The 22,653-nt window shown below is 55.2% G+C and carries 15 protein-coding genes; 3 read left to right on the top strand and 12 right to left on the bottom strand.

Features of this window, described 5'->3' with window-relative positions:
* Positions 1-4: 4 nt before the first annotated feature.
* A complete protein-coding gene (locus tag CCGE531_RS29465) occupies positions 5-6,274 on the bottom strand; it encodes an FG-GAP-like repeat-containing protein (protein ID WP_120670428.1) in 6,270 nt (2,089 codons plus the stop codon).
* A gap of 385 nt (positions 6,275-6,659) precedes the next feature.
* Complete coding sequence (locus CCGE531_RS29460; RefSeq protein WP_162944088.1) at positions 6,660-7,256, bottom strand: hypothetical protein; 597 nt, start codon at positions 7,254-7,256, stop codon at positions 6,660-6,662.
* 95 nt (positions 7,257-7,351) lie between these two features.
* On the opposite strand from CCGE531_RS29460, the gene CCGE531_RS29455 reads away from it, so the two are divergent.
* Positions 7,352-7,780 (top strand): hypothetical protein, encoded by a 429-nt coding sequence (locus tag CCGE531_RS29455; RefSeq protein WP_162944086.1) that lies wholly within the window; start codon positions 7,352-7,354, stop codon positions 7,778-7,780.
* Between the two features lie 51 nt (positions 7,781-7,831).
* Here the strand turns inward: CCGE531_RS29455 and CCGE531_RS29450 are convergent, their stop codons facing one another.
* Together CCGE531_RS29450 and CCGE531_RS29445 are read right to left on the bottom strand one after the other, a co-directional pair.
* Entirely contained in the window at positions 7,832-8,788 is a 957-nt protein-coding gene (locus CCGE531_RS29450; RefSeq protein WP_120670422.1) for a phosphatase PAP2 family protein, read from the bottom strand.
* Between the two features lie 179 nt (positions 8,789-8,967).
* Complete coding sequence (locus CCGE531_RS29445) at positions 8,968-9,666, bottom strand: IS6 family transposase (protein WP_120670420.1); 699 nt, start codon at positions 9,664-9,666, stop codon at positions 8,968-8,970.
* A 482-nt stretch (positions 9,667-10,148) separates the two neighbouring features.
* Between CCGE531_RS29445 and CCGE531_RS35265 the strand changes: the two genes are divergently transcribed.
* Positions 10,149-10,694 (top strand): acyltransferase, encoded by a 546-nt coding sequence (locus tag CCGE531_RS35265; protein WP_281024514.1) that lies wholly within the window; start codon positions 10,149-10,151, stop codon positions 10,692-10,694.
* Here the strand turns inward: CCGE531_RS35265 and CCGE531_RS29435 are convergent.
* Positions 10,691-12,094 carry an O-antigen ligase family protein gene (locus CCGE531_RS29435; protein ID WP_120670416.1) on the bottom strand — a complete coding sequence of 468 codons (1,404 nt, stop codon included), beginning with the start codon at positions 12,092-12,094 and terminating at the stop codon, positions 10,691-10,693. The two genes, CCGE531_RS35265 and CCGE531_RS29435, sit on opposite strands and share 4 nt — an antisense overlap.
* Before the next feature lie 135 nt (positions 12,095-12,229).
* Here CCGE531_RS29435 and CCGE531_RS29430 point away from each other — a divergent pair, with 135 nt between their 5' ends.
* On the top strand, positions 12,230-13,378 hold the full coding sequence (locus CCGE531_RS29430) for an endo-1,4-beta-xylanase (protein ID WP_162944112.1): 1,149 nt from the start codon (positions 12,230-12,232) through the stop codon (positions 13,376-13,378).
* Positions 13,379-13,423: 45 nt separating this feature from the next.
* On the opposite strand, the gene CCGE531_RS29425 is transcribed toward CCGE531_RS29430, so the two are convergent.
* The 7 genes from CCGE531_RS29425 to CCGE531_RS29395 all read right to left on the bottom strand — a co-directional run bounded on the left by CCGE531_RS29425 (position 13,424) and on the right by CCGE531_RS29395 (position 22,489).
* Positions 13,424-14,383, bottom strand: a complete 960-nt coding sequence (locus tag CCGE531_RS29425; RefSeq protein WP_205586521.1) for a glycosyltransferase family 2 protein — start codon at positions 14,381-14,383, stop codon at positions 13,424-13,426.
* Positions 14,384-14,459: 76 nt separating this feature from the next.
* Entirely contained in the window at positions 14,460-15,383 is a 924-nt protein-coding gene (locus tag CCGE531_RS29420; RefSeq protein WP_120670412.1) for a glycosyltransferase family 2 protein, read from the bottom strand.
* Between the two features lie 92 nt (positions 15,384-15,475).
* Positions 15,476-16,423, bottom strand: coding sequence for a glycosyltransferase family 2 protein (locus tag CCGE531_RS29415; RefSeq protein ID WP_120670410.1), 948 nt, complete (start codon positions 16,421-16,423; stop codon positions 15,476-15,478).
* Between the two features lie 68 nt (positions 16,424-16,491).
* Positions 16,492-17,739, bottom strand: a complete 1,248-nt coding sequence (locus CCGE531_RS29410; RefSeq protein WP_120670408.1) for a hypothetical protein — start codon at positions 17,737-17,739, stop codon at positions 16,492-16,494.
* Between the two features lies 1 nt (position 17,740).
* Positions 17,741-19,066 (bottom strand): UDP-glucose/GDP-mannose dehydrogenase family protein, encoded by a 1,326-nt coding sequence (locus tag CCGE531_RS29405; RefSeq protein WP_120670406.1) that lies wholly within the window; start codon positions 19,064-19,066, stop codon positions 17,741-17,743.
* Between the two features lie 178 nt (positions 19,067-19,244).
* On the bottom strand, positions 19,245-20,183 hold the full coding sequence (locus CCGE531_RS29400) for a glycosyltransferase (RefSeq protein WP_162944084.1): 939 nt from the start codon (positions 20,181-20,183) through the stop codon (positions 19,245-19,247).
* A 50-nt stretch (positions 20,184-20,233) separates the two neighbouring features.
* Positions 20,234-22,489 carry an AAA family ATPase gene (locus CCGE531_RS29395; RefSeq protein ID WP_120670402.1) on the bottom strand — a complete coding sequence of 752 codons (2,256 nt, stop codon included), beginning with the start codon at positions 22,487-22,489 and terminating at the stop codon, positions 20,234-20,236.
* Positions 22,490-22,653: the final 164 nt, after the last annotated feature.

The raw sequence follows: 22,653 nt of genomic DNA, 5'->3' as shown, positions 1-22,653 counted from the left end.
CTGTCTAAAGGGCGAGTACTACCAGCACTGGCAACAACTCAGCCGCCAGATCGGCACCGGCGGTTACCGAGGTGGTTGCCGTTACATCGGCGGTTACGGCTGCGGCCGTGGTACCCGTAGCCGCCTCGGCACCAACTGCCCCCGCAGTTAGAGCCGTTGACGTCTCGGTTGCGATCCCGCCTGATGTCGTCGTCTCAGCGGTAAGGATGCCATTCTCCGCCACCAGGCTTTCGGTCGTCGTCGCCTGGGCCTCCACTGCATCTATCGGAGCAACGCTGCTGGCGTTGGAGCCTCCGATGGAGTTATCAACCGCATTGACGGACTCCAAGCTCTCCAGATCCGAACCTGAACTAACATTGGAACTCCTGCTGCTGATATCGGCATCGACCTCAGAGCGAGAGCCGGCGTCGGAACCCCGGTCCGCAACGTTACTTTCAACATCAGAATCTGAGTCTGAATCCGAACCTGGACCGCCGTTTCCACCACCGGGACCACCGTTTCCATCGCCGGGGCCAGGCCCACCCGGACCAGGTCCACCAGGACCAGGCGCACCCGGGCCACCACCACCGGGGGGTGGAACCGCCCTCGCATTCGCATAGGCTTCCCATATGTTGATAGCTCCGCAGGCAGTCCCGATAGCGCCCCCGCCAATTCCGAGAACGCTGGTTGCTGTGCCAGAACCGGTCACGGCGGTTATTCCGGTCGCAACGGCGGTCACGCCCGTCACCACCCAGCACGCGCCTCCAGCCACACCAATCGGGACGTGCCCACTGGGGTCGAAGTAGCTCGCGGGGCTGTTGAACACGTAGGCATTATCGTTCAGCGCATCCTGCCGTAAGGGCGACCCGGCCAATCTGTCGTCGGCTCGGTTGAAGCGCCCGTAAACCGGATGGAAGCTGCGACTTCCCATCCAGTAGAAGCCCGTGTAGGAATCCAGTTCCTTGCCAGTATAGAGGTAGTTGGGCGAATTCGTCCCGCCGGAAGCGGTAACCTCTCCCAGCGGCGAGTAGACGAAGCTGGATACCGGCTTGCCCGACGCATCGGACGTCAAAAGCGTACTGCGCTGATCGTCTGTATGCAGATATACCTGTCCGTCTTGGTCCGAGCTGCTCCCCCATTGGGCAAAAGCCGTATTCTTAACAGAGAGGGTTTTGACCGGTGATGACGTCCCACTTGCGATGACATCGGTATACCATGGCGATACGTAGATCTTCTGCGGACCGTCTGGAAGGGTCGATGCGATGTGCCGTCCGGCATAGTCATAGCTATAGGTGGCTCCCGCCTTATCGCCAGCTTTTAAAGCGCTCGTCATCTGGCCACGCATATCGAACGCCATGCTCATAGCCGACTGCCTCGAAGGGGTCAGTGTGGTCATATTCCCCATCGTGTCATAGGCCGCGGCAAAGCCGTTCGTGCCCGCCGCGGAAAGCGCCTTGCTGCCTGAATAGGTGTACGAATTCCCTTCATATCCGGTCATGTTGCCGGCATCGTCATAGGACAAGTTCGCCTTGTTGCTGGTCGCGGCATCAGTGACGCCAGTCAAGCGAAGCCCGTCATAGTGATAGGAGAGCAGGGTTTTCGGCTGGCTGCCGGTTGTATCATCGAGCGTCCGCAACTGACCCAGCTTGTTCCAGTCGAAACTGCGCCCCAGCAAGATGGTCTTGCTCGCATCAGTGACGGTCAACGAACGGATCGAGTTATCGATATTGCGGGTATAGCTGGTCGTGACACCGTTGCCATATGCCACGCTGCCGGCGGCCCCCGTCGCCGAGTAATCGGAGAAAGTCGCTCCGGCCCCGTTCACGAGGCTGACTCCCGAAAGTCTTGTCCCCGAAAAACTGCGGTTCACCACGCTGCTATCCGGATTGGTAATCTGGGTCAGCCGTCCCAGCGGATCGTAGGCCTGTTCAGTATCATAGGCGCTCGAAACGCCTGCCATCTGCAGCTTGATCTGGGCCTGCTTACCATACGCGGTGTAGGAATAATCGTACTGGCTTTCGGTCACCTTCGCGCTATCCTGCAACGACGCGCTGGTGAGACGGTTCTGGCCGAAGGCGACCGTCGGATCGTCATAGGTATAGGATCGTTGATGGCCGTCGGAATCGACCGTCGTCTGCATGCGACCAATCAGATCATAGGAATAGGTGAAGCTTCCGCTTGGCTGCGTCTGCCCACCGAGAAAGCCAGATGTTAGAAACGAACTAGTCGTGGTTCCCCGCGTGGGGTCCGTCTGCGTGATCACGCGACCGAGCGAATCATAACCGACGCTGTAGCTGAGTGTGGTGCCATCCTGTGTCACAGGCGATGTGTTGCCGGTTTGTTGCCCGATCAGATTATACTGGAACGTCGCCTGGCTTATGATCCCTTGGAACGCGGTAGCCACCGGAAGCAGCTTATTCTTGGCATAACCATAATCGACAGTTACGGCATTGGCGTCCGAAGTCCCTGCTGCTGACGTGGTCACAACTTCGGAACCGGTGCCGGTGGTCGTATAATCCTTTGTCGTCACGACCTGATCGGCGCCATCTTCACCGAAAGGCTGCGTCGTTTTTGACGGCCGCCCCAGCACATCATATTCGTTATCGATAAACCGTGCCGTATCGCCCTGGAAATAGGGAACCGCAGCCTTGCGGATCTTGTTCCGCTCGGAATAGGCCAACGCACCAATGATCGTCTCGGACTCGCCCGGATTGGTCGTGACGCCAACACTTCTGCGCCCCAATCCGTCAAATGACCAGCCACCCGATAGGGTGTTACGCTCACTGGCCGTCGGCCAGTCGCTGAGCTGAGTAACGGTCACATCAGGAAGCCCGTTGGACCAGGCATAGACATAGGCTCTCAGCGTCAACACGTTATTCGGGGGCGCTTGGCCAACCACCAGCGACGAAGCGCATGCGGTATCGAAATTGCCGGTCGTCCGGTTGTCCGGATAAGGGCCCTGTTCGGCAGACAATCGTCCAAACTCGTCGAAACAGGTGACTTTGGTGACATTATTGGGATCAGTCGCGACCGAAACCTTACCGAAGCGGGGATCGTAGCCGTACTGCCAGGTCAGGGAGTGAGCGGAACTCGTCGTGGTCGCTTTGGTAACCGGATAGGTCTGATAGGTCGTATCATAGGTGGTTGTCATTACGGCTCCGGCGGGTGTCGTTGCCGTCAACTTATTTCCGAAACCGTCGTAAGTATAGTTGTTGGTGAGAAAGACGTTATTTTGATCGTCCCACTTTGCCAGCGATAGAAGATTAAAATTCGTGTCGTATGTTCTGTTGGATAGGGAAAAATCAACCTTATCCTTGAACTCGTTGATCGTTGTGAGATCGTTGGCCGAAGAGACCTTGAGGTATGTCGGAACTCCCAGATGCCACTTGCTGGTATCGTTGGTATAGGCCCCAAGTGTGTAGACGACCTTCGAAGAGTTGACAGGGTTGCTGTCGGCGTCGACTAGGTTTTGCTCGGCCTTGATCGTTACATTGCCATAGTCGTCATAGGTATAAGCCGTACCTATCCGGTGCTCTATCGAGCATTGGTTATAAGCGATCTTCTGCTCTTCGGTCTTGTTGATCAGCCAAACCGGTGTCGCCTGAGGGGAACTGCTGGCAGCCGTCTGGACTTGCTGATAGGTGCTTGCCCCGCCACCGAAAGGCGTCCCGTCCGTGCCGCAAGTGGTGCCGCTGCGATCAAAAACCGTTGTGCCGGCACTTTTGCCCGTGAAGGGAAACAGTTGAAGATAGGAGTGAACCTTGCGCCGATCGCCTGAACCGCTATCGACCACGGTACTGGCAAATCCCATCCAGCCGCGACCGTTGGTATCGAAAAGCCCACCCCTGTAGGAGAACTGGTGTTTGTAGTCGAATGCGATATCGCGCGGCACCGCCGCGTTGTCCACCACTTCCATCGTTTTGACGACGTGATAGAAGCCGCCAAGCTGTGCCGCCGACCGGAAGGTGGGAACGGTACCTCCTTGCTGGATCGGAGCATAATTTTGGAACTGGCTGAGGGCAGTCGGTTTCGTCTCCTGATAGACCGAGGCATCGGAAAGCGGCGCATAATCGATATTGTAGGTGCCCCCAGAGGCGCGGACTGCTCCTGTTATCAAATCTGGCATCGGACCGCCAGCAACACCCACATAGACGTTTGAATCGCCAATTCCGACCATATCGGTCAAACCGTCGGCATTGGCGTCGCCCAGAAGGCGAGTTGTCGTCGTGGCCGCTCCCCCGCCCGTATTCGGCCAAGGCAATGAACTGTTGTTCCAGACGTTGTCGATAAAACCATGGCCGTTTGACACGGAGGCGATGACACCGTTCGCCGTAACCCCGACAAGATCGGCCAGTCCGTCACCATTGATATCGGCAAGCATGCGCTGGTTGGAGGCACTCCAGTTACCCCCGGCAAAGGTGCTGTTCCATACCTCGGTACTGTCGAAACCCGCTCCGGTCGATAGTGTCACATAGACCTTGTCGCAAAAGGCGATGACATCGGACAGGCCATCTCCGTTGACGTCGGAGATCATGATCGGTGTGGTCGCAGTGACGGGCTGGCTTTCGCACAGCGCCTTATAGCCCTGATTTGCCCACGTGCTCGTATCAAACCCGGTGCCTGTGGACAGCGCGACCTGAATGGCCTGGTCGTTTCCGACGACAAGGAGATCGGCAATGCCATCCCCATTCATATCCGTCAGCTTGTAATTGCCACCGGACACACCGAAGCCGGTGATCCATTGCTGCTGCGTAGCAAAAGTACCGTCACCTGTCCCCAGCGCCACCCAGGCTGTCCCGTTCTTGACACCGACGATATCCATGATGTGGTCGCCGTTGACGTCACCGAGCATCACCGGATCATTTGCTGTCCAACCCTGCGAGGCACTGAAATAGGGTAAGGTAGAGCCGGTCTTGTTGAATTTCGTGCCGTCGGAGAGGGCCGAAACCACGCCTGTGCTTGAGATCGCCACGATATCGGCGAGACCATCGCCATTGATGTCGGCGACCATCCGCTGGCTGCTCGACCAACCCTGATTGGCCGAAAAATCGTTAATCCATTGTGTTGGAGCGCTAAATGACGATGCGCTGCCCAGGGCGACCTGCACTCCGCTGGAAAAGCTGAAGCCGACGATATCGAGAAAGCCGTCCCCATTGACGTCAGCGACTGTAAAAGGCACCGTCGTACCATTCCAACCCTGTGCCTTGCTGAATGCATTGGCAAGCCAGTTTTGCTTGCCGCCGGTATAGGCAAGCGCTCCGTTGCTGTAGGTGAACGTCGCCGGCGACATGGGCGAAGCCGTCGCTGACGTCGATGAGTAACGAGCGATTGATATCAGCCGCGACCGATTGGTCGCCGCGCTTGTCTCATAGGTCAGCCGGTAGTCGCTGACGAGGGTCTCTCCCACGAAGGTCTGGATATGGCTAACGCGGGCGCTCATCAGCACGACAGAACCGCCGACATATATGCGCTGTGCTTCCGGGTTTGCCTCATAGGAGAACCGGACGAAACGATCGGCCTGATGGGAACCATTTGCCGTATAGGCAATCTGCAACGGATAAGCCCGATAGTCAGAGTTTCCGCTCTGCAGCGGATCGGTCGTGTAGCTGAAATTGATGGTGTTGCCATTGGCATCGGTTTTGCTGTTGATGGCCCAGGACCGCACGTCATCCCGGCCCTGAGCAAGGATGCGACTGTCGCTAGTACCGCCAAACTCCATCACGCTACCGTCCGAGTCCTGCACGGAAAAGGACTGCGGTCCATTTCCTGCGGTGCCTTTCGCCGTTGCAATCTGCCAGCTCTCGATCTCGGTCCGGTAGACGCTGCTGTCCGCACCATAATCCCCGTTGGTCACGATGAGACGCTGCCCTTGAACGGCGAAACGGTCATTGCCGTCATAGGCGATCGTACCGTTCACCCCGTCGATCGCGGCAATCCGTTTGGTGCGTTCAATGGTCGGCAATCCAGTGAGCGTCCAGCCAACGCCAACTATGCCGCTCTGTTGCTGGCTGTTATAGGTAATTGCAATTTTTGGCTGTAATCTGTTGATCCCAGGCGGCAGTTCAATTGGAACAGTAAAGTTGAAAGCGCCATTCTGATCGACACTTGTCTTCTCCTGCATTGTGCCTGGCACTGAAGATTGCGCAGCGACAGGCAGATGGGCACCAAGCCCGAATGCCCAAGAGAAAATGACAAAAGGCAGAAGCTTTATCAAAGAATTACTGGAGAGATTCCGGCTCCGCCGGGAGAACATTGAGGCACCACACAGATCACTTTCGATCGCGGATTTGAACATCACGCCCCCCAAAAAAGTTGCGCTTCATTCTCCCTTAGATGCTGCGATTCTAATATAAAACAGCTGGATCATTGTCAATATATATTCTATTTTTTGTTGTAATTTTATGAGCCGTCAGCAAACAACGCCTTATAGATCAGTACCCATTGGCAAAGCAGGCTCGCTTGAAAAGCTCACGTATGCTCTTGAAGGGAGTCGAACCTGCGACCCTAGGGAGTAATTCGGCTTACATGACGCCTTAGTATGGCCTAACTAGCTGATATAATTAGAAAATATGCGTTAATTGAATGCTCAAGCAAATTTGCTATTTTTCTCATTGACCAAGCACTGCAAATCTACATCGGACCCCCGCTATTATGATCGGCAATTCTTGATGTTTAGCTCATCAGAGCCCATCAAACCGGTCAGACAACCAGGTTGGGAATTGACCGCGCAGTCTATCAATTTCTTCAACTCGATCAGAAAATACGTCAAAGCCACCTTCGTAGGGGGCAATTACATTTCCGTTGTGAGCTATCATCACGGTTTGCATGATCTCGTCTTGCATGATGGCCGTTACGAGGAGCTCGATCTCTGAGCTATTGATCTCTTTGACGCCGCCGTAAAGATCGAACGTGATGCCCTTCTCTTCCTCTTCGTCTGTGATGTCGGTGTCTATCAACTTCAATCGAACCGAGGACATCGCGTCAGGGCGATAACCTCCACTTTCCCCATGGTACCTGATGACTGGCGCGAATATCGAGACCGAAGTATCTTTCCTTACAAACAGCGCAGACTCGATCGCCTTGAAACGCCGAAGCATTTCTTCTCTTTCGCTCGGCACTGTGATTGGACGCTCCCCTGATGGGTGCGCATAAAACCGAGCCCACCTGGATGAGAAGGAACTCCGCATCTTCCAACCAAGTGGTGGAACTCCCTGAAAATAACGATTGAAGGTTGAACCAAGATTCCGCCACATGAGGTCCGGCTGTTGATTACCCATGAAATCTCTCTCCTTCACCTCACTGAGCCATCGGGTCTAACAGGCTCGCGACCTCGTCCCTTTTCCCAAGATTTTTCGGCCATTGGCAGGCAACCATGCTGGGGGTCTACACAGGTGGACTCTCGAGCTATTCCATGCGGTCGATCGCGGTCAGGGACGCCGTCAACAACAAGGCAATCGAGTTTGGCATCACTGCCTATGGAACAGTCGACTATCGCTTCGATTACTTTATCACATCGGGTGGCGTGGGCCTCGACGGCCGCGTTACCGATGTCATGAGCCAGGACGTCGGCTTCCCGCAACCGTCCCAACCTATCTGGCAGCGTCTGACTTACGATGGCACCAACCTGATCTGGTCCTTGTCCCGAGACGGCGAATTCTTCATCCCCGCCTATTCGGTTTCCGCAACGGCAGCACTGACTAGTCTCAGCAAGATTGGGCCAGCCGTCGTGTTCCCGCCGAATATCAGCCAAACGTGGTCGGCTTCATTCCATGTGCTGTCATGGAATGTCGTCAGCCTTTGAAAAGGGCAGGATGGAATCTGTTCCTGCCTTGCAAAATGACATTCGTCGAGGTCAGCATCTCGCCTCTGCTTGATCAACTGCCTTCTTGTGGTTGCGCGTCCAGACATCGAGCGACGGATATGATCTGGTTACATAGAGAACCGATGCGATCACAAACCCAGACAAGCCGGCTCCGGCTATAAGATCGACAACATAGTGCCCGCCTTCTGTAATTGCTGAGCAGATCATCAAGAGGTTCAGCATGAGAAACGGCCAACGCATCAATCTGTTGGTCCACATCGCCCAGGCGCAAAGCACCGCGACGGCGGCATGGACCGATGGAAATGAAATAATGCCGCTTGCCTGGCCGAGACGCAGCACAAAGTTCGGATCATTCCTCACCGCGAGCAGTTGCGGCACAAACTCGGTACCAAGGCTTCCGCTCAGGTTTCGAAGGTGGTGTAGGTCGACTGTAAAGGCGGTATAGGTTCCGACCGCAGGATACCAGATCGAGATGATGCTCGAGAGGATGCAAATCAGTCCATATCCCGCCATCATTTGGTATGCACGGGCAGATCGTCCCGAGAGGCTCAGCAGGACGGGAAGCAGCACAAGTTGAACGCCAAATAATCGATAGACCAGCGTCAACGTGGCCGCCAAGAGAGCTCTCATGTCGACCGCCCGAATGAGCGTGGCCCAATCGATTCCCAGCGCCCGGTCCATTGCAATGAGACGATGGTCTTGGAGGGGAAAATCGGAAAGCGCTGCGACATATGCGAGGATGACAAGGGGGCCGGTCAACGCAGCCCCCAAACTCACGTTCTCAACAGCTGCTTGCAGGAAATGGATTTTGCGCCAACGGCATAGCACGCCCACAATCACGAATATACCAAGCGAATATCCCGCCAAGGGCGCGAAACTACCGACATCGACCGAGAGGCCGACGACAGGCACCAGAATTAACACTGACACGTAGCAAGCTGCGACCAACCCAATCAGAAGGCGTCGTGCTCTGATTATCTCGCTCATGCAACTTCCTCTCGAGGATGGTAAGTCGATAAACGTACAGCGTTAAAAATTCGTGTTTTAAGGGAACTTATTTATCGCGTGCAAAATCAGGACGTTTAGTTATATGCGCCATCTGGAGGTGAAAGGGTTCTGTCGCAAATCGGTCTCGGGGTCACGGATGTTGAGGCAAGCACCGGGGCTCAGGCAGCAATAAGTTCGAATTGCTCGGCGATTGACGGGCGTGGACTGTCGGCGAACCTCGCCTGCCGTTTGCGCATCATGTGGACCATCTCGATACCGGAGAGAATGACTTCAGCGCTTGCCGTCGATTTGAAGCCGAGCATGGACCGAATGCGGCGCTTGATGCGCCGATGGTCCTGCTCGATCCGGTTGTTGAGATATTTGCTCCTACGGATGCGGATCGGGTTCAGTGAACGCCGCGATCGGTCACGCAGGCGGTCTTCGGCACCGCTGGAAATGACCGCCTGGTGATTGGTCTGGCTGCCGTCGATGACGATGCAATCCGGCCGACCATGACGATCCAACGCCCTGAGAAGGAAGCGCTTGGCCGTCGGCGGGTCACGGCTTTCGCTGAAGAGAAACTCGACCGTGTCGCCGAGGCTGTCAATGGCGCGGTAGAGATACATCCATTCGCCGCGGACCTTGATGTATGTCTCGTCCACTTGCCACTTGCCAGTAACGCACCGCTTACGACGGTCAAAGCGCTCCAGCAACTTGGGGGAGAAGTGGACGACCCATCGATGGATGGTGGAGTGATCGACACTCAGGCCACGTTCGGCCATCATCTCTTCCAGGTCCCGCAGACTCAAATTGTAGGCCAGATACCAACGTACGCATAGCAGGATCACCGATCGATCGAAATGGCGGCCGTTGAACATTACAAACTCCCCTGAAAACCAGAGAGCTTAATGCAGGGGATAGATTGCCATTCCGTTTTGCGACAGAACCAACGATAGATCCTTGGGCCGGCATTATGGGCACACACATTCCGAAGATTGCCCCGGATTTCCAGATCTTGGGCTGACAGCCTGCTCTCTGATGCGATTTGACCAGCAATGCCCCGGCGACACGCGCAAGACATCAGTCTTTTGAGACAATCGCCATCTCGTCGGGGAGCACCTCCAATCTTGCAATAGTTTCGCGGTTCAAACTTGCTCAATGGGAAGGCTATAAACACGGCATGGACGAAAATCCATCTTGCTCGGCCACCCAGGCAAGCTATACCTTGATCATAGCGGCTACTTGGTGGAAGCCAGCCGGTATTGCCATGTCAAACTAATAATCTTGTTCCATTTTGATTTTTCCCGGCAATGCCGGCGATATCGTTATTGATTGAAGGGAAAATGACTTGCTTCGCAAATTGGTCGTCTATGCCAAGGGTTTAGCTCTGGAAACAAGGTTGCGCATCTTCAGCGTAAAGACAAGTGGGCGACTGCGGGTCGAAGGCTACAGCCCTATCGTCGAAAATTATGGCACGATGGTTTTCGGGCGGAAGATCAGCTTTAGAGCGCAACGCAAATTGCCGGTCCTGGTCAAGGCAAAAAAGGGAGCGGTACTCACGATAGGCGACGGTACATTTCTGAACGAAGGGGTCTCGGTCGTAGCGTCCCAAGCCATCGACATCGGCCGGAACTGCATGATCGGCGACAATGCCGCTATCCATGATTCCCACTATCATGCGGTCGACGAAGGCGACGAAATCAGTATTGCGCCGATCCGGATCGGCAACAATGTCTGGATTGGACGAAACGCCCTTATCTTTCCCGGCGTCCAGATCGGCGACCATAGTGTGATTGGCGCGGGATCAATTGTCACAAGGTCAATTCCCAGCCATTCCGTGGCTGCGGGAAATCCGGCGCGTGTCATCAAGCGCCTGTCGGCATCAGACAGCTTCGTGCGACACTAGTTCAGTGCGCGATGACCGAAGTCGGAGACACCAGCTTTCTCAGCGTTCACTAAGGGGCCACGCCGCACATTGAGACGGCTGCGCCCGGCGCGCACAGCATCCTCATGCAGGACCTTCACGCTGCACAAAACGATGAGGAGATTAAACCAGACCTGTTTGTCACGAGCCAATATCTGCGTTTCCATGCTATTGTAGAAAATACCAAACAACCACAATGAAAAAAGCAGCCCGGTGAGATTTGCATGGCGGCTACCCGCCGATACCATGCGCATCAATGGGACAACGACGACTGCCAGGACCGCAAGCGATAGACCTATGACGCCTGTCGTTGCCAATATCTCCATGTACCCGTTATGAGAGTGAGACGTAGCCAATAGCCAGTCTTCGGCGGAACCCACCTTGAAGATGGGCGAGATGTCACCAACCTGCCAGAACGACGCATAGCCAGCACCAAAAAGCGGATGTGCGATGGCATAATCGAACACGACGCTCCAGATCCTCACGCGGCCGGTAAACGAGGTAGGATCATTAAAAATACGAAAGATCGTATCTTGCAGGAGTGCAAATGCGACAAGCGACGCGCCGACAATGCAGGCTCCCGATATCAGGAACAATGCCCTGCCGCCCTGCCGCTTGTAGCAGTAGCTATAGGCAAGACCCGCAAGAATGCTCGGCAATGCGAGACCGAGAGCGGATTTCCCCTTCGTCCCAAGCAAGAATATAAATCCGAGCACAAGCATGGCGGCAGCCCATTTCTTGCGGCTGCGCACAAACTCGTGCACATACATGATAAGGCCGAGCGCCGTCACTGCCGACGCATGATTCTTATGGACGAAGGCGCCCTTCCAGGCGCCGATGAGCGCATGGTCGCCTTCGAACTCGCCGTGAACCGCTCCAGGCACAATCGGCACCGTTATCAGGCTTACGATAATCAGTGTCGTGATCGCAGCACGCACCACCACAAGCGTTCTTTCAATCCCAACGGACGTCAACAGGTTGACGATTGTGACAATAAGAACAATGGCCAGAACCCAACGACGGAACGAAGCCGAAGGATCCACGGCAAACGGCACCGTCACAAGGCACCATAGGCATAGTGCCAGCAGCGCGAGCGGAACACCTCTCAACGCGTTAAAGACGCCGATCTTGACCACCGGAATGAACGACAAAAGCATAATCGAGATATAAAAGACCTGACGGATCGGGTCACCCTCACCACTCGCGGTATCAAGCGCCGATGAATCCTTCACAAGAAACGGCGTTCCACCCACGAGTAGGAAGATTGCGAAAGCAAAAAACATCCATTCGGTAGCGGTAAAATCGATCAGACGCCGCCGTTGTGCAGTTAGGCCTGGATATCTCAATGAAGATCCGTAGCGCATCTTCAGATTACCTTCCATTCTCCATGACTGCGAGAGTTTCTACCATCGCACCAAATACAGACAGCTCTGACGCGGAAGACCTTTTTCGGACTTACATCTTGCAGTGCAGCAATCGTTATGTCTTCTTATACAGAAAATAAGGAAAGGCACCAGATGCAATTTCTTTCTAAAGCGTGCATCCAGGGATGCGGCGGCATGACGCGTCGGGCTCTCCTGAAGACCGCCGCGGCTGGAGCCGGTGCTCTGGCCTTTTCTTCACCAACGGTTTCGGCCCAGCAGGCACTGCGAAGCGTCGCGGAACGCAAGGGACTGATCTACGGTGCCGCAACGGCCATCCAGCTTCTTCAGAGCGACCAAGGCTACGCCGACCTGGTGGCAAGCCAGGCCGGCATGTTGGTGGCTGAGGGCCATACGAAGAGGGCGTCACTTCAGCCCGACAATCGTCACTTCAGTTTCGCGAATGCTGATGCGCTGCTTCAGTTTGCAGACACGCATCAGCAGAGGATGCGCGGCCATACGCTCGTGTGGCATCGGGCAAATCCGGACTGGCTGGAGACGACGATGAAGAATAATCCCGACGAGCGGCTCTTGACGGATTACATCGCCGCTGTGTGTACGCGCTATAAGGGGCGCTTTCATTCGTGGGACGTTGTCAACGAGCCTGTCGATCCCGATCAGGGACACCCCGACGGGCTTCGAACGAAATCCATATGGTACCAAGCCTTTGGCGAGCGCTACATAGACATAGCCTTTCACGCGGCCAGACAGGCTGACCCGGGGGTCAAGCTTTATCTGAACGAGACGACGACGGAAGCAAACATCTGGTGGAGCCAAGCCCGGCGCACGAGTATTCTGAAGCTCATCGACAGATTGCTGGCTAGAAACGTACCGATCAATGGCTTTGGGATGGAGGCGCATCTTGCAGGTTTCGGCGTCGATTATTCCCAAAAGGTCATCGCCGACTTTGTCCGGGAGTTGACGACCCGGGGATTGGAAGTCCTGGTTACAGAACTCGACATATCCGACCGGTCCGGTCCGCGTGACCCGCTGGTGCGGGATACCGGCGTGGCCTCTTTGACAAAATTGTTTCTCGATGCTGTCTTCTCGGTCGAAGGTGCCAAAGGGTGCCTGACTTGGGGAATCAGCGACAAGTATTCCTGGCTGAGCGTAACTCCTCGCTTTAATCGCGAAGACGGCCTTCGCTCTCGTGGACTTCCGTTTGACGAGAACTTCAAGCCAAAGCCGATGTTTGATGCGATGGTGGCCGCATATTCCAACGCGCCTGATAGGCGTGACCTCTAGAGCCAATTGAACGATTTCAGTGGCTGGGTATCACCGGTCATTCATTCAGCGTGAGCCGCGATGCGCTCCCGCAGCCAGCCAAACATCAGTCATTTTTCGATACAATTGATCGGGGATAATGATTTGAGAAAGGATCAATATGGCAAGGCGGGGACTGTAAGCACCTGCAAATATGCCTCTCATATATAGTCCAAGAGCTCGAACGCGACTTTGTCGCCATACGCTCTTCGCAAGATGCCAGCCTCTATATCCGTGATAGGCCCTGACAGCAATGTATGGGCGAAGGGCTTCGAGCCATGTCAGAGTTCCAATCGCGCGATGCTCCAGCGAGAGCCGTTCGGAATTATCATGATCGATCCAGATAACACTTGGTCGTTCATCCATAATGAAGCGATAGCCGGCAAGCTGGAGTCGAATTGCAAAATCGGTATCGTCCCCGAAACGGGCGACTTCGTTATATCGGATCGCTCGCGCTATCTCACGGCGCATTGCCAAACCGCTCGTTTGAACAAATCCGCGATCGCAAATCAGATAGGTCGCCATATTCTCTTCCGGACGTATCCCCCGCGGTGGTCGTACGAAGCGGCGACCATTTCCCCGATCGCAAATGACCTGGGAATAAGCGATGATTTCGTCGCTGCTCTCCAGGATGCGGGTCATGCGCTCCAGGTGATCCTCCAAAAAGAAGTCATCGCTGTCCAGGAAGGCAATGTATTTCCCGCGCGCATGGTCGATGCCGTAATTTCGGGCGGCGCTCGCCCCCTTATTTTCCTGCCTCAACACGCAGACCCTCGCGTCATTCAAGGTGTGAACAACCGCATGGATATCGTCGGTCGAGCCATCGTCCACGACGATGACCTCGAAATCTTGACAGGTTTGCAACAGAACTGAATTCAGAGTCGCGGCGAGCGCGCTTGCCCGATTATAGGTGGGTACCACCACTGAAAACAGAACCGTATTCTTATCGCAATCTTTAGAGCCATTAAAAGTTCCGGCGAAATTCACTTGGTGTCTTCCAGTCTATCGCGCAGTAGCACAATGGCTTAGCCATCGCGCAAGCGTCGACTTCGATAAGGTTGTTTCAGGTAGAGGATTGTACGCGCCGAAAAAACAGTCGCAGGATCGTGTTGACGAGAGGACGATAAAAGCGCTGTGGAAGAAGGGCTCGCACAAGCGAGTGAACGCCCCTCTTTGGTGAGGTTCCCCCACGCACGCAGGCTTCAAGAATGTAACCGACCGTACGGAAGGGATTGCTCCATCCATATTCGTAGGAAAGCACATTTGCTCTGAACCCCTGCTGCGCCCGGTTGGAAAGAAGGTTTCGTTCATTGCTGTACCATTCCTTCATGTTGTCGAGTTCGCGGCGATGACCGAGGCGGCCTGCCGGGACATCATCGTTCCATATTGTCAACGTTTCTGGAATGAAGTCGATGCTACAACCCTGATTAATCAGGCGGAGCAGAAAAATCGCCTCTTCATATTTCTTCAGCCCCGGCACAAATGGATGCTGCCTAGCGATGTCAGCTCTCAGGACGATCGTACTCGTCTGAATCGGCTCAAGAGCGCAGAAGAGATACTCATCCAACCTTTCGCCCGCCGCCGGCGCTCGGCTAGGCCGTATCGCGGCCGCGCCATCGCCTCTTACGGCCTGCGCCTTGGCAAAGTAGATGTCAGCCGGCTGGCTCTCCAGGCGTTCCGCTACGAGCTCGAGTTTTGACGGGAAGAACTGGTCATCACTATCAAGAAAGGCGATATACCGACCTACCGCAAGCTCGATCCCCCGGTTTCGGGCAATAGATGCGCCGGCGTTATTGAACCGGAAATACCGAAAGCGCTCGTCATAGCGGTTCTCCACCAGAGTTCGCAATTGCTCGCCGTCTGTGGAACCATCGTCGATAATTAGGCACTCGAAATCCCTAAAGCTTTGGCGCTTAAGCGAGTCAAGCGCATATGCGATCAAATGAGCACGATTATAGACCGGAATAACAATAGAAAATGTAAGCATCAAATATCTCGCAGGTTTTTGGCAATGCCATGAAACGTTTGAAGGTACGCTCAAGGTCGTACGGCGCTCAGAGGGATTATTTTCTACGTCCGCTAGTGGCCATGGATCGTCGCGTACTCTTCGTACATGGATCCGCGGAATGCAGCCAGTTTTCCAGCCTGCCTACGAAGGCGTCTAAGCGCCATGATCCGCTTGGCTGTGAAGGGCCAAAAGATGACATATGCACCGAGTGCGGCACCCAAGGCGACGACGCTTACGACCACTTCCTTGGCAAGAGCGAATTTCGACCCGCTGAGCAGGACGAGCCGCATGTCGAGGTTTCCGACACGGTAGGCGCGCTGAAGCACCCATTCCTCGGTGGCCCGGCTTGCGGGGACAAGCTCATTCACGTTGGCTCTCTGCGACCAGGCAAACACCGCCCCATGCTTCTTGAGCCTGAGGAAGAATTCCTTGTCGCTTCCGCCCGTCAATGCAAACCCGGGATGGAACCAGGGTTCGATGACGCGTGGCAGGATGTCGTTCCTGACCAGGACATTCGCCGTGCTGTCAACGAGATCACAAATGCCATCGGCTGCAACCGGCGTCTCATAGAGGCCAAGCTTGCGCGCCCAGGCCGGCGGTTCCGCCTCATAGGTCGCCGAAACACTTCCCCCGACAACATCTGCGCCTGTCTTCGCCTGGACAGACAGTAATTCCCTGAGCCAGAACCGATCCGGCGTTTCATCATCGTCGATGAAGATGCTGTACTGCGCTCCCAGTACCCCCGTTGCATATTTCAAAAGAGCGTTTCTCGAATGTGGAATGCCGCGCTCCGCCACAACGAGCTTATGGAGTCCAAAGGGAAATGTAGGCTCGAGGGATTCGACTGCACGCAAGCCGGCCTGATTTTCCGCGTCATTGTCGGCGACAACGACATGCAGAGATACATCCGAGAAACCACCCGGGAAATCACTCATTGACAGCTTCGCGATTCCGTCAAGGGTTCGAAGAACGCCGTTGGGACGTAGAAATGTTGGTATCAAAATGGCGATGGTAATCAAATCTCATCTCCGTCGTCATGGACACCGCTGCGCAGGCCCCTAAAGTTACAAAGTCTATCCGACACCATCTAGGCAGGCACCTTGATTGTCCATTTATTAGCAAGTTCGGAAAGCTTAATACTCATAACCAACTGCCCGATCGCGATACCAATCAGAGAATAAACCGGTGGCAGAAAGCAAAGAGAAAGGAGCACTCCGATGATCGAGAAGATGCACGATACTACGCTGACAGTTGAAAGCGGACGGAAGGCGCGAACCGCCTGAAGAAAGACGTTATTGGGTGCCTGCCAGATCTGTAGCAATGTTATGAGGGCAAACAGTGCAAATGCAATATGGATGTCCTGGGCACTGTATTCCGGCTTGATAATCAGACTCGGCTTCAGAGCGAACACGCCAGCGGCCAAGACGATCGTGCCAATCCACAACAGGGCGAGCGCGAGGTGGAATCTTCTCTTAACACGTCGAGCGCCGCCAAGGTCACCCGCAGATATTGCGCGGCCCATAAAGGGGCGCTCAAACTGGCTCAGCGCCGTCATCGACAGCATAATCGGCCTGAGAAACAGCGCTGCAGCCCCCATAGGCGCAAATTGAGCCGGTCCGGCAAAAATTGTTACCAGATAGGAATGGGCATTGGCCGTTGTCTCGGTCGATACCACCCCGATCAATGTCCAGCGAGCCTGATCTCGCCATATGTGGATATAAGACAATGGCCGCGCGGAAAAAGGTACGATAAACTGCTCGCGGAGGAAGTCCCTCCCAATGCAAATCGTGCCGAAGATCGTCGCCACTATGAAAGCCACGGATATCGCTTTCATTGAGAAGCTATTGGTGATGAGCAAGAAGACGACCGCAAGGCACAGGACAGTGGCATAGGTCAGATCGGATACCGCCGTGGCGAAGGGCCTGCGGTTCGCGTAGCTGAAGACACGGCCGAACCAGCGAAGCATTGAAAGTCCACCGAAGAGGGCGAACAGATATACCCATTCACCCGCGCCGATCAGAAGGCCTGCGCCAATGCAGCCGGCGGTGAACAATAAGGCATAGACCGCATTCACTGCCGTCAGGACGATGCGCGTTTCCTGAACCGGATGCTGCTGGCTCGCATTGACGTCATAGGGCGTCGAAACCAGCGCGTTCGACAGGCCATAGCCGAGCTGAACGAGAACCATCAGAAAGACGAAAGCGCCAAACTCGCCGGGACTAACCCTTGAGAGCATAACAAGCTGGACCAGGAAATGAGCTGCCGACGCCGACGACGGCGCGACGACAGCAAGTGCATACTGGAAGAAGCTTCTGACGCTGATTTTCTCTCGCACGTTAGTTCGCTCCGTCCATCGTGTTTTTCCTGCCCACGGCATGATATTCGAAACCGTGCTTGCTGACTTCCGCAACTGGATAGATGTTACGCAGATCGACGACGAGCGGTGTTTTCATCGCCGCCTTCAGGCGCTTGAAATCGAGGGCACGGAATTCGTCCCATTCGGTAACGATCACAATCGCATCTGCACCCTTGGCGATCTCGTAGGGGTATTGGCCGTAAGTGATCGGACCGAGCAGATCCTTAGCGGCGTCCATCCCTTCCGGATCGTAGGCATGCACCGATGCGCCGTTGTCGAGGAGTGCCTGAATGATACTGATCGAAGGTGCATCGCGCATGTCGTCAGTGTTCGGTTTGAAGGTCAATCCAAGCACGGCGATCTTCTTGCCCCGAACGCTGCCGTCGCAGGCGGCGATGACCTTGCGAGCCATCGCCCGCTTGCGGTTGTCATTGATGGCGATTGTTGTTTCGATCAATCGCATCGGACTGTTGAAGTCCTGGGCTGTCTTAACGAGCGCGAGCGTATCTTTCGGAAAGCACGATCCGCCATAGCCGGGGCCGGCATGAAGAAACTTGTCGCCGATACGCTTGTCCATGCCGATGCCCTTGGCGACCTTCTGAACATCTGCTCCGATTTGCTCGCAGAGATCTGCGATCTCGTTGATGAAGGTGATCTTCATCGCAAGGAAGGCATTGGCCGCATATTTGATCAGTTCGGACGTGCGACGCTCGCAGAAGTAAAGGGGCGCCTCGTTAAGATAGAGCGGGCGGTAGACCTCGCGCATGACTTCGGTCGCGCGAGAATCCTCGGTACCGACGACGATGCGGTCCGGCCGCTTGAAGTCGATGATTGCAGCACCCTCGCGCAGGAATTCCGGGTTTGAGACGATGGCAATGTCTTTGTCCGGAAACTCGTCACGGAAGATGCGCTCTATCTCGTCACCGGTTCCGACCGGGACGGTAGACTTGGTGACGACGACGGTAAAGCCCGATATAGCGGCAGCGATCTCGCGCGCGGCGGCGTAGACATAGCTGAGGTCGGCATGGCCATCGCCGCGACGAGAGGGTGTCCCAACCGCAATGAAGACGACGTCGGCAACGGCAACGGAGGCCGCGAGGTTCTTCGAAAAATCCAGTCTGCCGGCGGAACGGTTATGCTGGATGATCGCATCGAGACCAGGCTCGAAAATTGGGACCTCACCACGCTCTAACGCGTCGATCTTGGCTTCAGACTTGTCCACGCAAGTCACATGATGCCCGAAATCCGCCAAGCAAGCACCAGAGACGAGCCCAACATAACCAGAACCAATCATCACAATACGCATATCTCTCTCTTGCTTTCCTGATAGTAAAAATAAGAATATCTACAGACACACTGCGCTGCAAAGACTAAAAATACATTAGTAACTCAATATTGTACTTTGCATATTCAGCATTTTATCGTCTTTTCGTCAGACTTTAACATAGAACTGCCATATTTATATTTTCAAATACCGTATATATTCAGCCACCATGCACGTCTTGATATTCGACATGCCTGTAGCCGATGAGGCCAGCCAATTTTCCAAGAACGCGGGCGGCGAGCCTGGCCGCCTCGAAACGCCGGACGGGATGCCAGAAAAGGAAGACGAGGCTCATTGTTACGACGGCCATTGTTCCGGCAATCTTGACCACTTCGCGAAACATGCCAAAGCCTGGCGGACGATGTTTGCGATTGACAAGACCATAGGTATTGCCGATCCGATATGCCCGCTTCAGCATCCAGAGTGTCGAGGAACGGGACTCCGGCATTTCCTCGTTGACGACCGCCGCCGTCGACCAGGCAAACCGTGCGCCTTGCAGCTTCATGCCGAGAAAGAAGTCCGTGTCCTCTCCACCGAGAAGACCGAAGGCAAGATCAAACCATGGCGCCGAACGCCGGCGGAAGAGATCAGCGCGGATCAGCACATTGCTTGTGCCGTCGACAAAATCGACAGGCCCAGTTCTCATGCGTGAAAAGTCCGCCAGGTTCGCGCTCTTCAGGTAGGCCGGAACCGGCGCTGCAAAGACGCGTTCAACGGGACCTCCGACAACATCGGCATCGGTGCGGTCTTGTGCCGTGAGGAGTGACTCAATCCAGCCTGCTTGCGGCCACTCATCGTCATCAATCATTGCGATGAATTTTGTATGCGGATCCTTTAGCGCTTCCGCCACAAGCGCGTTGCGGGCCTGCGAAATGCCACGCTCCGCGACGACGAGCACGGTAAGCACAAATGGCGACCCGGCCTCCTGAAACGTCTCGCACGCCGCAAGACCGGTCCGCCCGGCAGCGTCGTTGTCGGCAACGATGATGCGTGAAACGCGATCGGTCTTTACCTGCGCCAACGCCTCCAGGCAGCGTGACAAGCCGCGTGGCCGACGAAACGTCGCTATGCAAATGACCGTATCAGCGGGCTTAGACATGGCGCCTCTTGGCTTCCAGGGTTCCATCGACCAACACAAACGTCATCGATCTAGTCTTCATGATAGTAGGCAGCGTAGCGGGACGAGTAATATTCGTCGGAGCCAAATTCCTGGTAGAATTTAGCTTTGTCGGGATCAACTTTGCTCAGGATCACACCGGCGCACTTGTGAAAGAGGCGCGGCTCGTTGCGAATGGAGCTGCGGACAATGCTCCGTGAAGTTGCACCCCACTCCACCACATAGATTAGCGACCCAAGCAATGGCAAAACCGCACGCGCATCCACCGCCGGCCGAAGCGGCGGCAGATCGAGGATTATATAATCATAATGGGACTGCGCATCGCCAAGGAGCCGCTCCATAGCCAATGATGTGAGCAGATCTGACGAGTGCGGAATTCGCCGCTTCAAGGCACAGGGCAAGAACGTCAACCCGGTTCGTGAATCGGTCAGCAGGGTTTCGGTCAGGGGCCGCTCGTTGAGAAGCACTTCGAGCAGGCCGGCGTCGGCGTGCAGTCCAATCGAGCGCGAGGCACCGCGATTGCGCAGATCTGCATCGATCAAGAGGACTTTTGCCCCCTGCATCGCGAGGAGCTTGGCAAAATTGATGGCAACTGTTGATTTTCCCTCTCCCGGAAGGGTCGACACAATTCCGACGATTCTTCCGGATTTCCGGCTGTCCTGGAGATCCACTGCAATCTTGGCGCTGCGCATGGTCTCAGCGAAGGCCGAATGTGGATGCTCGACGACGTAGTGATAGACGCCGGAAAGCGGTCGCATCTCCTGCGGATTGTCGTTGAGTTTGCCTGGCTTGAGAGCCGCTGCATCCTTGATCAATTGCGTCGAGCCGAGATACTCGAGATCGAGATTCTGCCGGATCTGCTCGCCGGTGCGGAAAAACCGGTCGCGGAATTCCCGGTAGACTCCAATACCGCCGCCCAGCGCAAGCCCCAAAAGCGTCGCAATGGCGACGACAAGCGGCTTTTTCGGCTTACTCGGCTTGATCGGCGGCTTGGCTTCGGTGATCACGCGCGCTTCGACGATCGGAAACGACTCCTGCTGGGATGCCTCCTGGAACCGCTGCATCGACGTCTCCAGCAACGAACGGTAGCTGTCGCTTGTACGTTCAAGCTCGCGGAGCTGAACTTGCGTCTCATTTGCCGCAGCGGACACGCCCGTCGCCTTGTCTAAGCTGGCGCGAAGGGTGTTTTCCTTTGTCTTGGCGACCTGAAGTTCGCTTTGGTCGCTCTCGGCGATGCGGCTCATTTCGTCGAACATGAGCCGCTCGTATTCCGCCATTTCACTCTTCAGGCGCATCACCTGGCCATGATCCGGACCCAGTCTGCTTGACAGATCAGCCGCGGTCTTGGAAGCAGCGAGATACTTTTGCCTAAGGTCATTTGCAACGGAACTATCGAGCACATCGGACACGACGGCATCCGTGCTACCGCTTCTTATGATCGCTTCGATACGATCGAACTTCGCCTGTGCGCGCGCGGTTTCCTGCTCGGCTGCTATGAGCGCACTGCTTTGCTCGACCAATTGCTGATCGCTGACGAGCGTTCCATCCTTGGTGGCTATAAGATTATGATCGGCGCGAAACTTCTGAACAGCAAGGTCCGCATTGGACGCTTTCTGCTTCAATTCATTGATTCGCTGCTCCAGCCATTCGCTCGCTCGACGCGTCGCCTCGTATTTCGAATTCAGCTTGTCGACCAGATAGATGTCGGAAAACGTATTGGATATCTGGGAGGCGAGCACCGGATCGGCGGATGTATAGTCGATGCTGAGGACATAGGTTCGGCCGACGCGATCGACGTCCAGATTATCGAGTAGCGTCTCGATCGCCAGCATCTTCGGATCCTCTTCACCCGATCCGCTGCCTGCGAAGAGATTCTTGATGTAGTAACGCAAGGTCCCGAGTATGTTGTTACCCGAGGACATAAATTGTTCATTGTTGGTCAGGTCGAGCTTTTTGACCACTTCGCGGGCAATCAGGTCGGATCTCAAGATTTCCAGCTGGCTGAGAACAGTTCCGTCATCATCGAGCGTGATCGATGAATCGGACAATTGGCTGAGGATGCCGCTGTTGCCCTTGTCGATCAGCATACGGCTTTCTGCTGTATACTTGGGTTCTGCTGTCAGCGAATAGGTGACACCCAATACCATGAAGACTGCGGCGCAGATCGCCACGATACGCCACTGCCGCCTGGCCATCGCAATCAGGCGGTCGAAATCGACGGGCTGTATGGCAGGACCGGATTCCCAAGCATCATCACTTGTGGAGGCCACTTTATCGGGAGACAGCATTTGTCGCTCTTTATCTGCGTGTTGACGTGACCGGGCAAAGGAGAACCAATACTCCCCTACCGATTCCTATGGCATTGAGGCTGGATCGAAGCCGCAGCCTTTCATGTCGGCGCACGTTGGTCGAAAAATCGACCGAACAATATTGGCGCCGCGCTCTCGCTACG

This window comes from Rhizobium sp. CCGE531 (assembly GCF_003627795.1).
Taxonomy (GTDB): Bacteria; Pseudomonadota; Alphaproteobacteria; order Rhizobiales; family Rhizobiaceae; genus Rhizobium.
The sequence above is the reverse complement of the archived record's forward strand: the minus strand, read 5'-3'. Positions and strand labels throughout refer to the sequence as shown.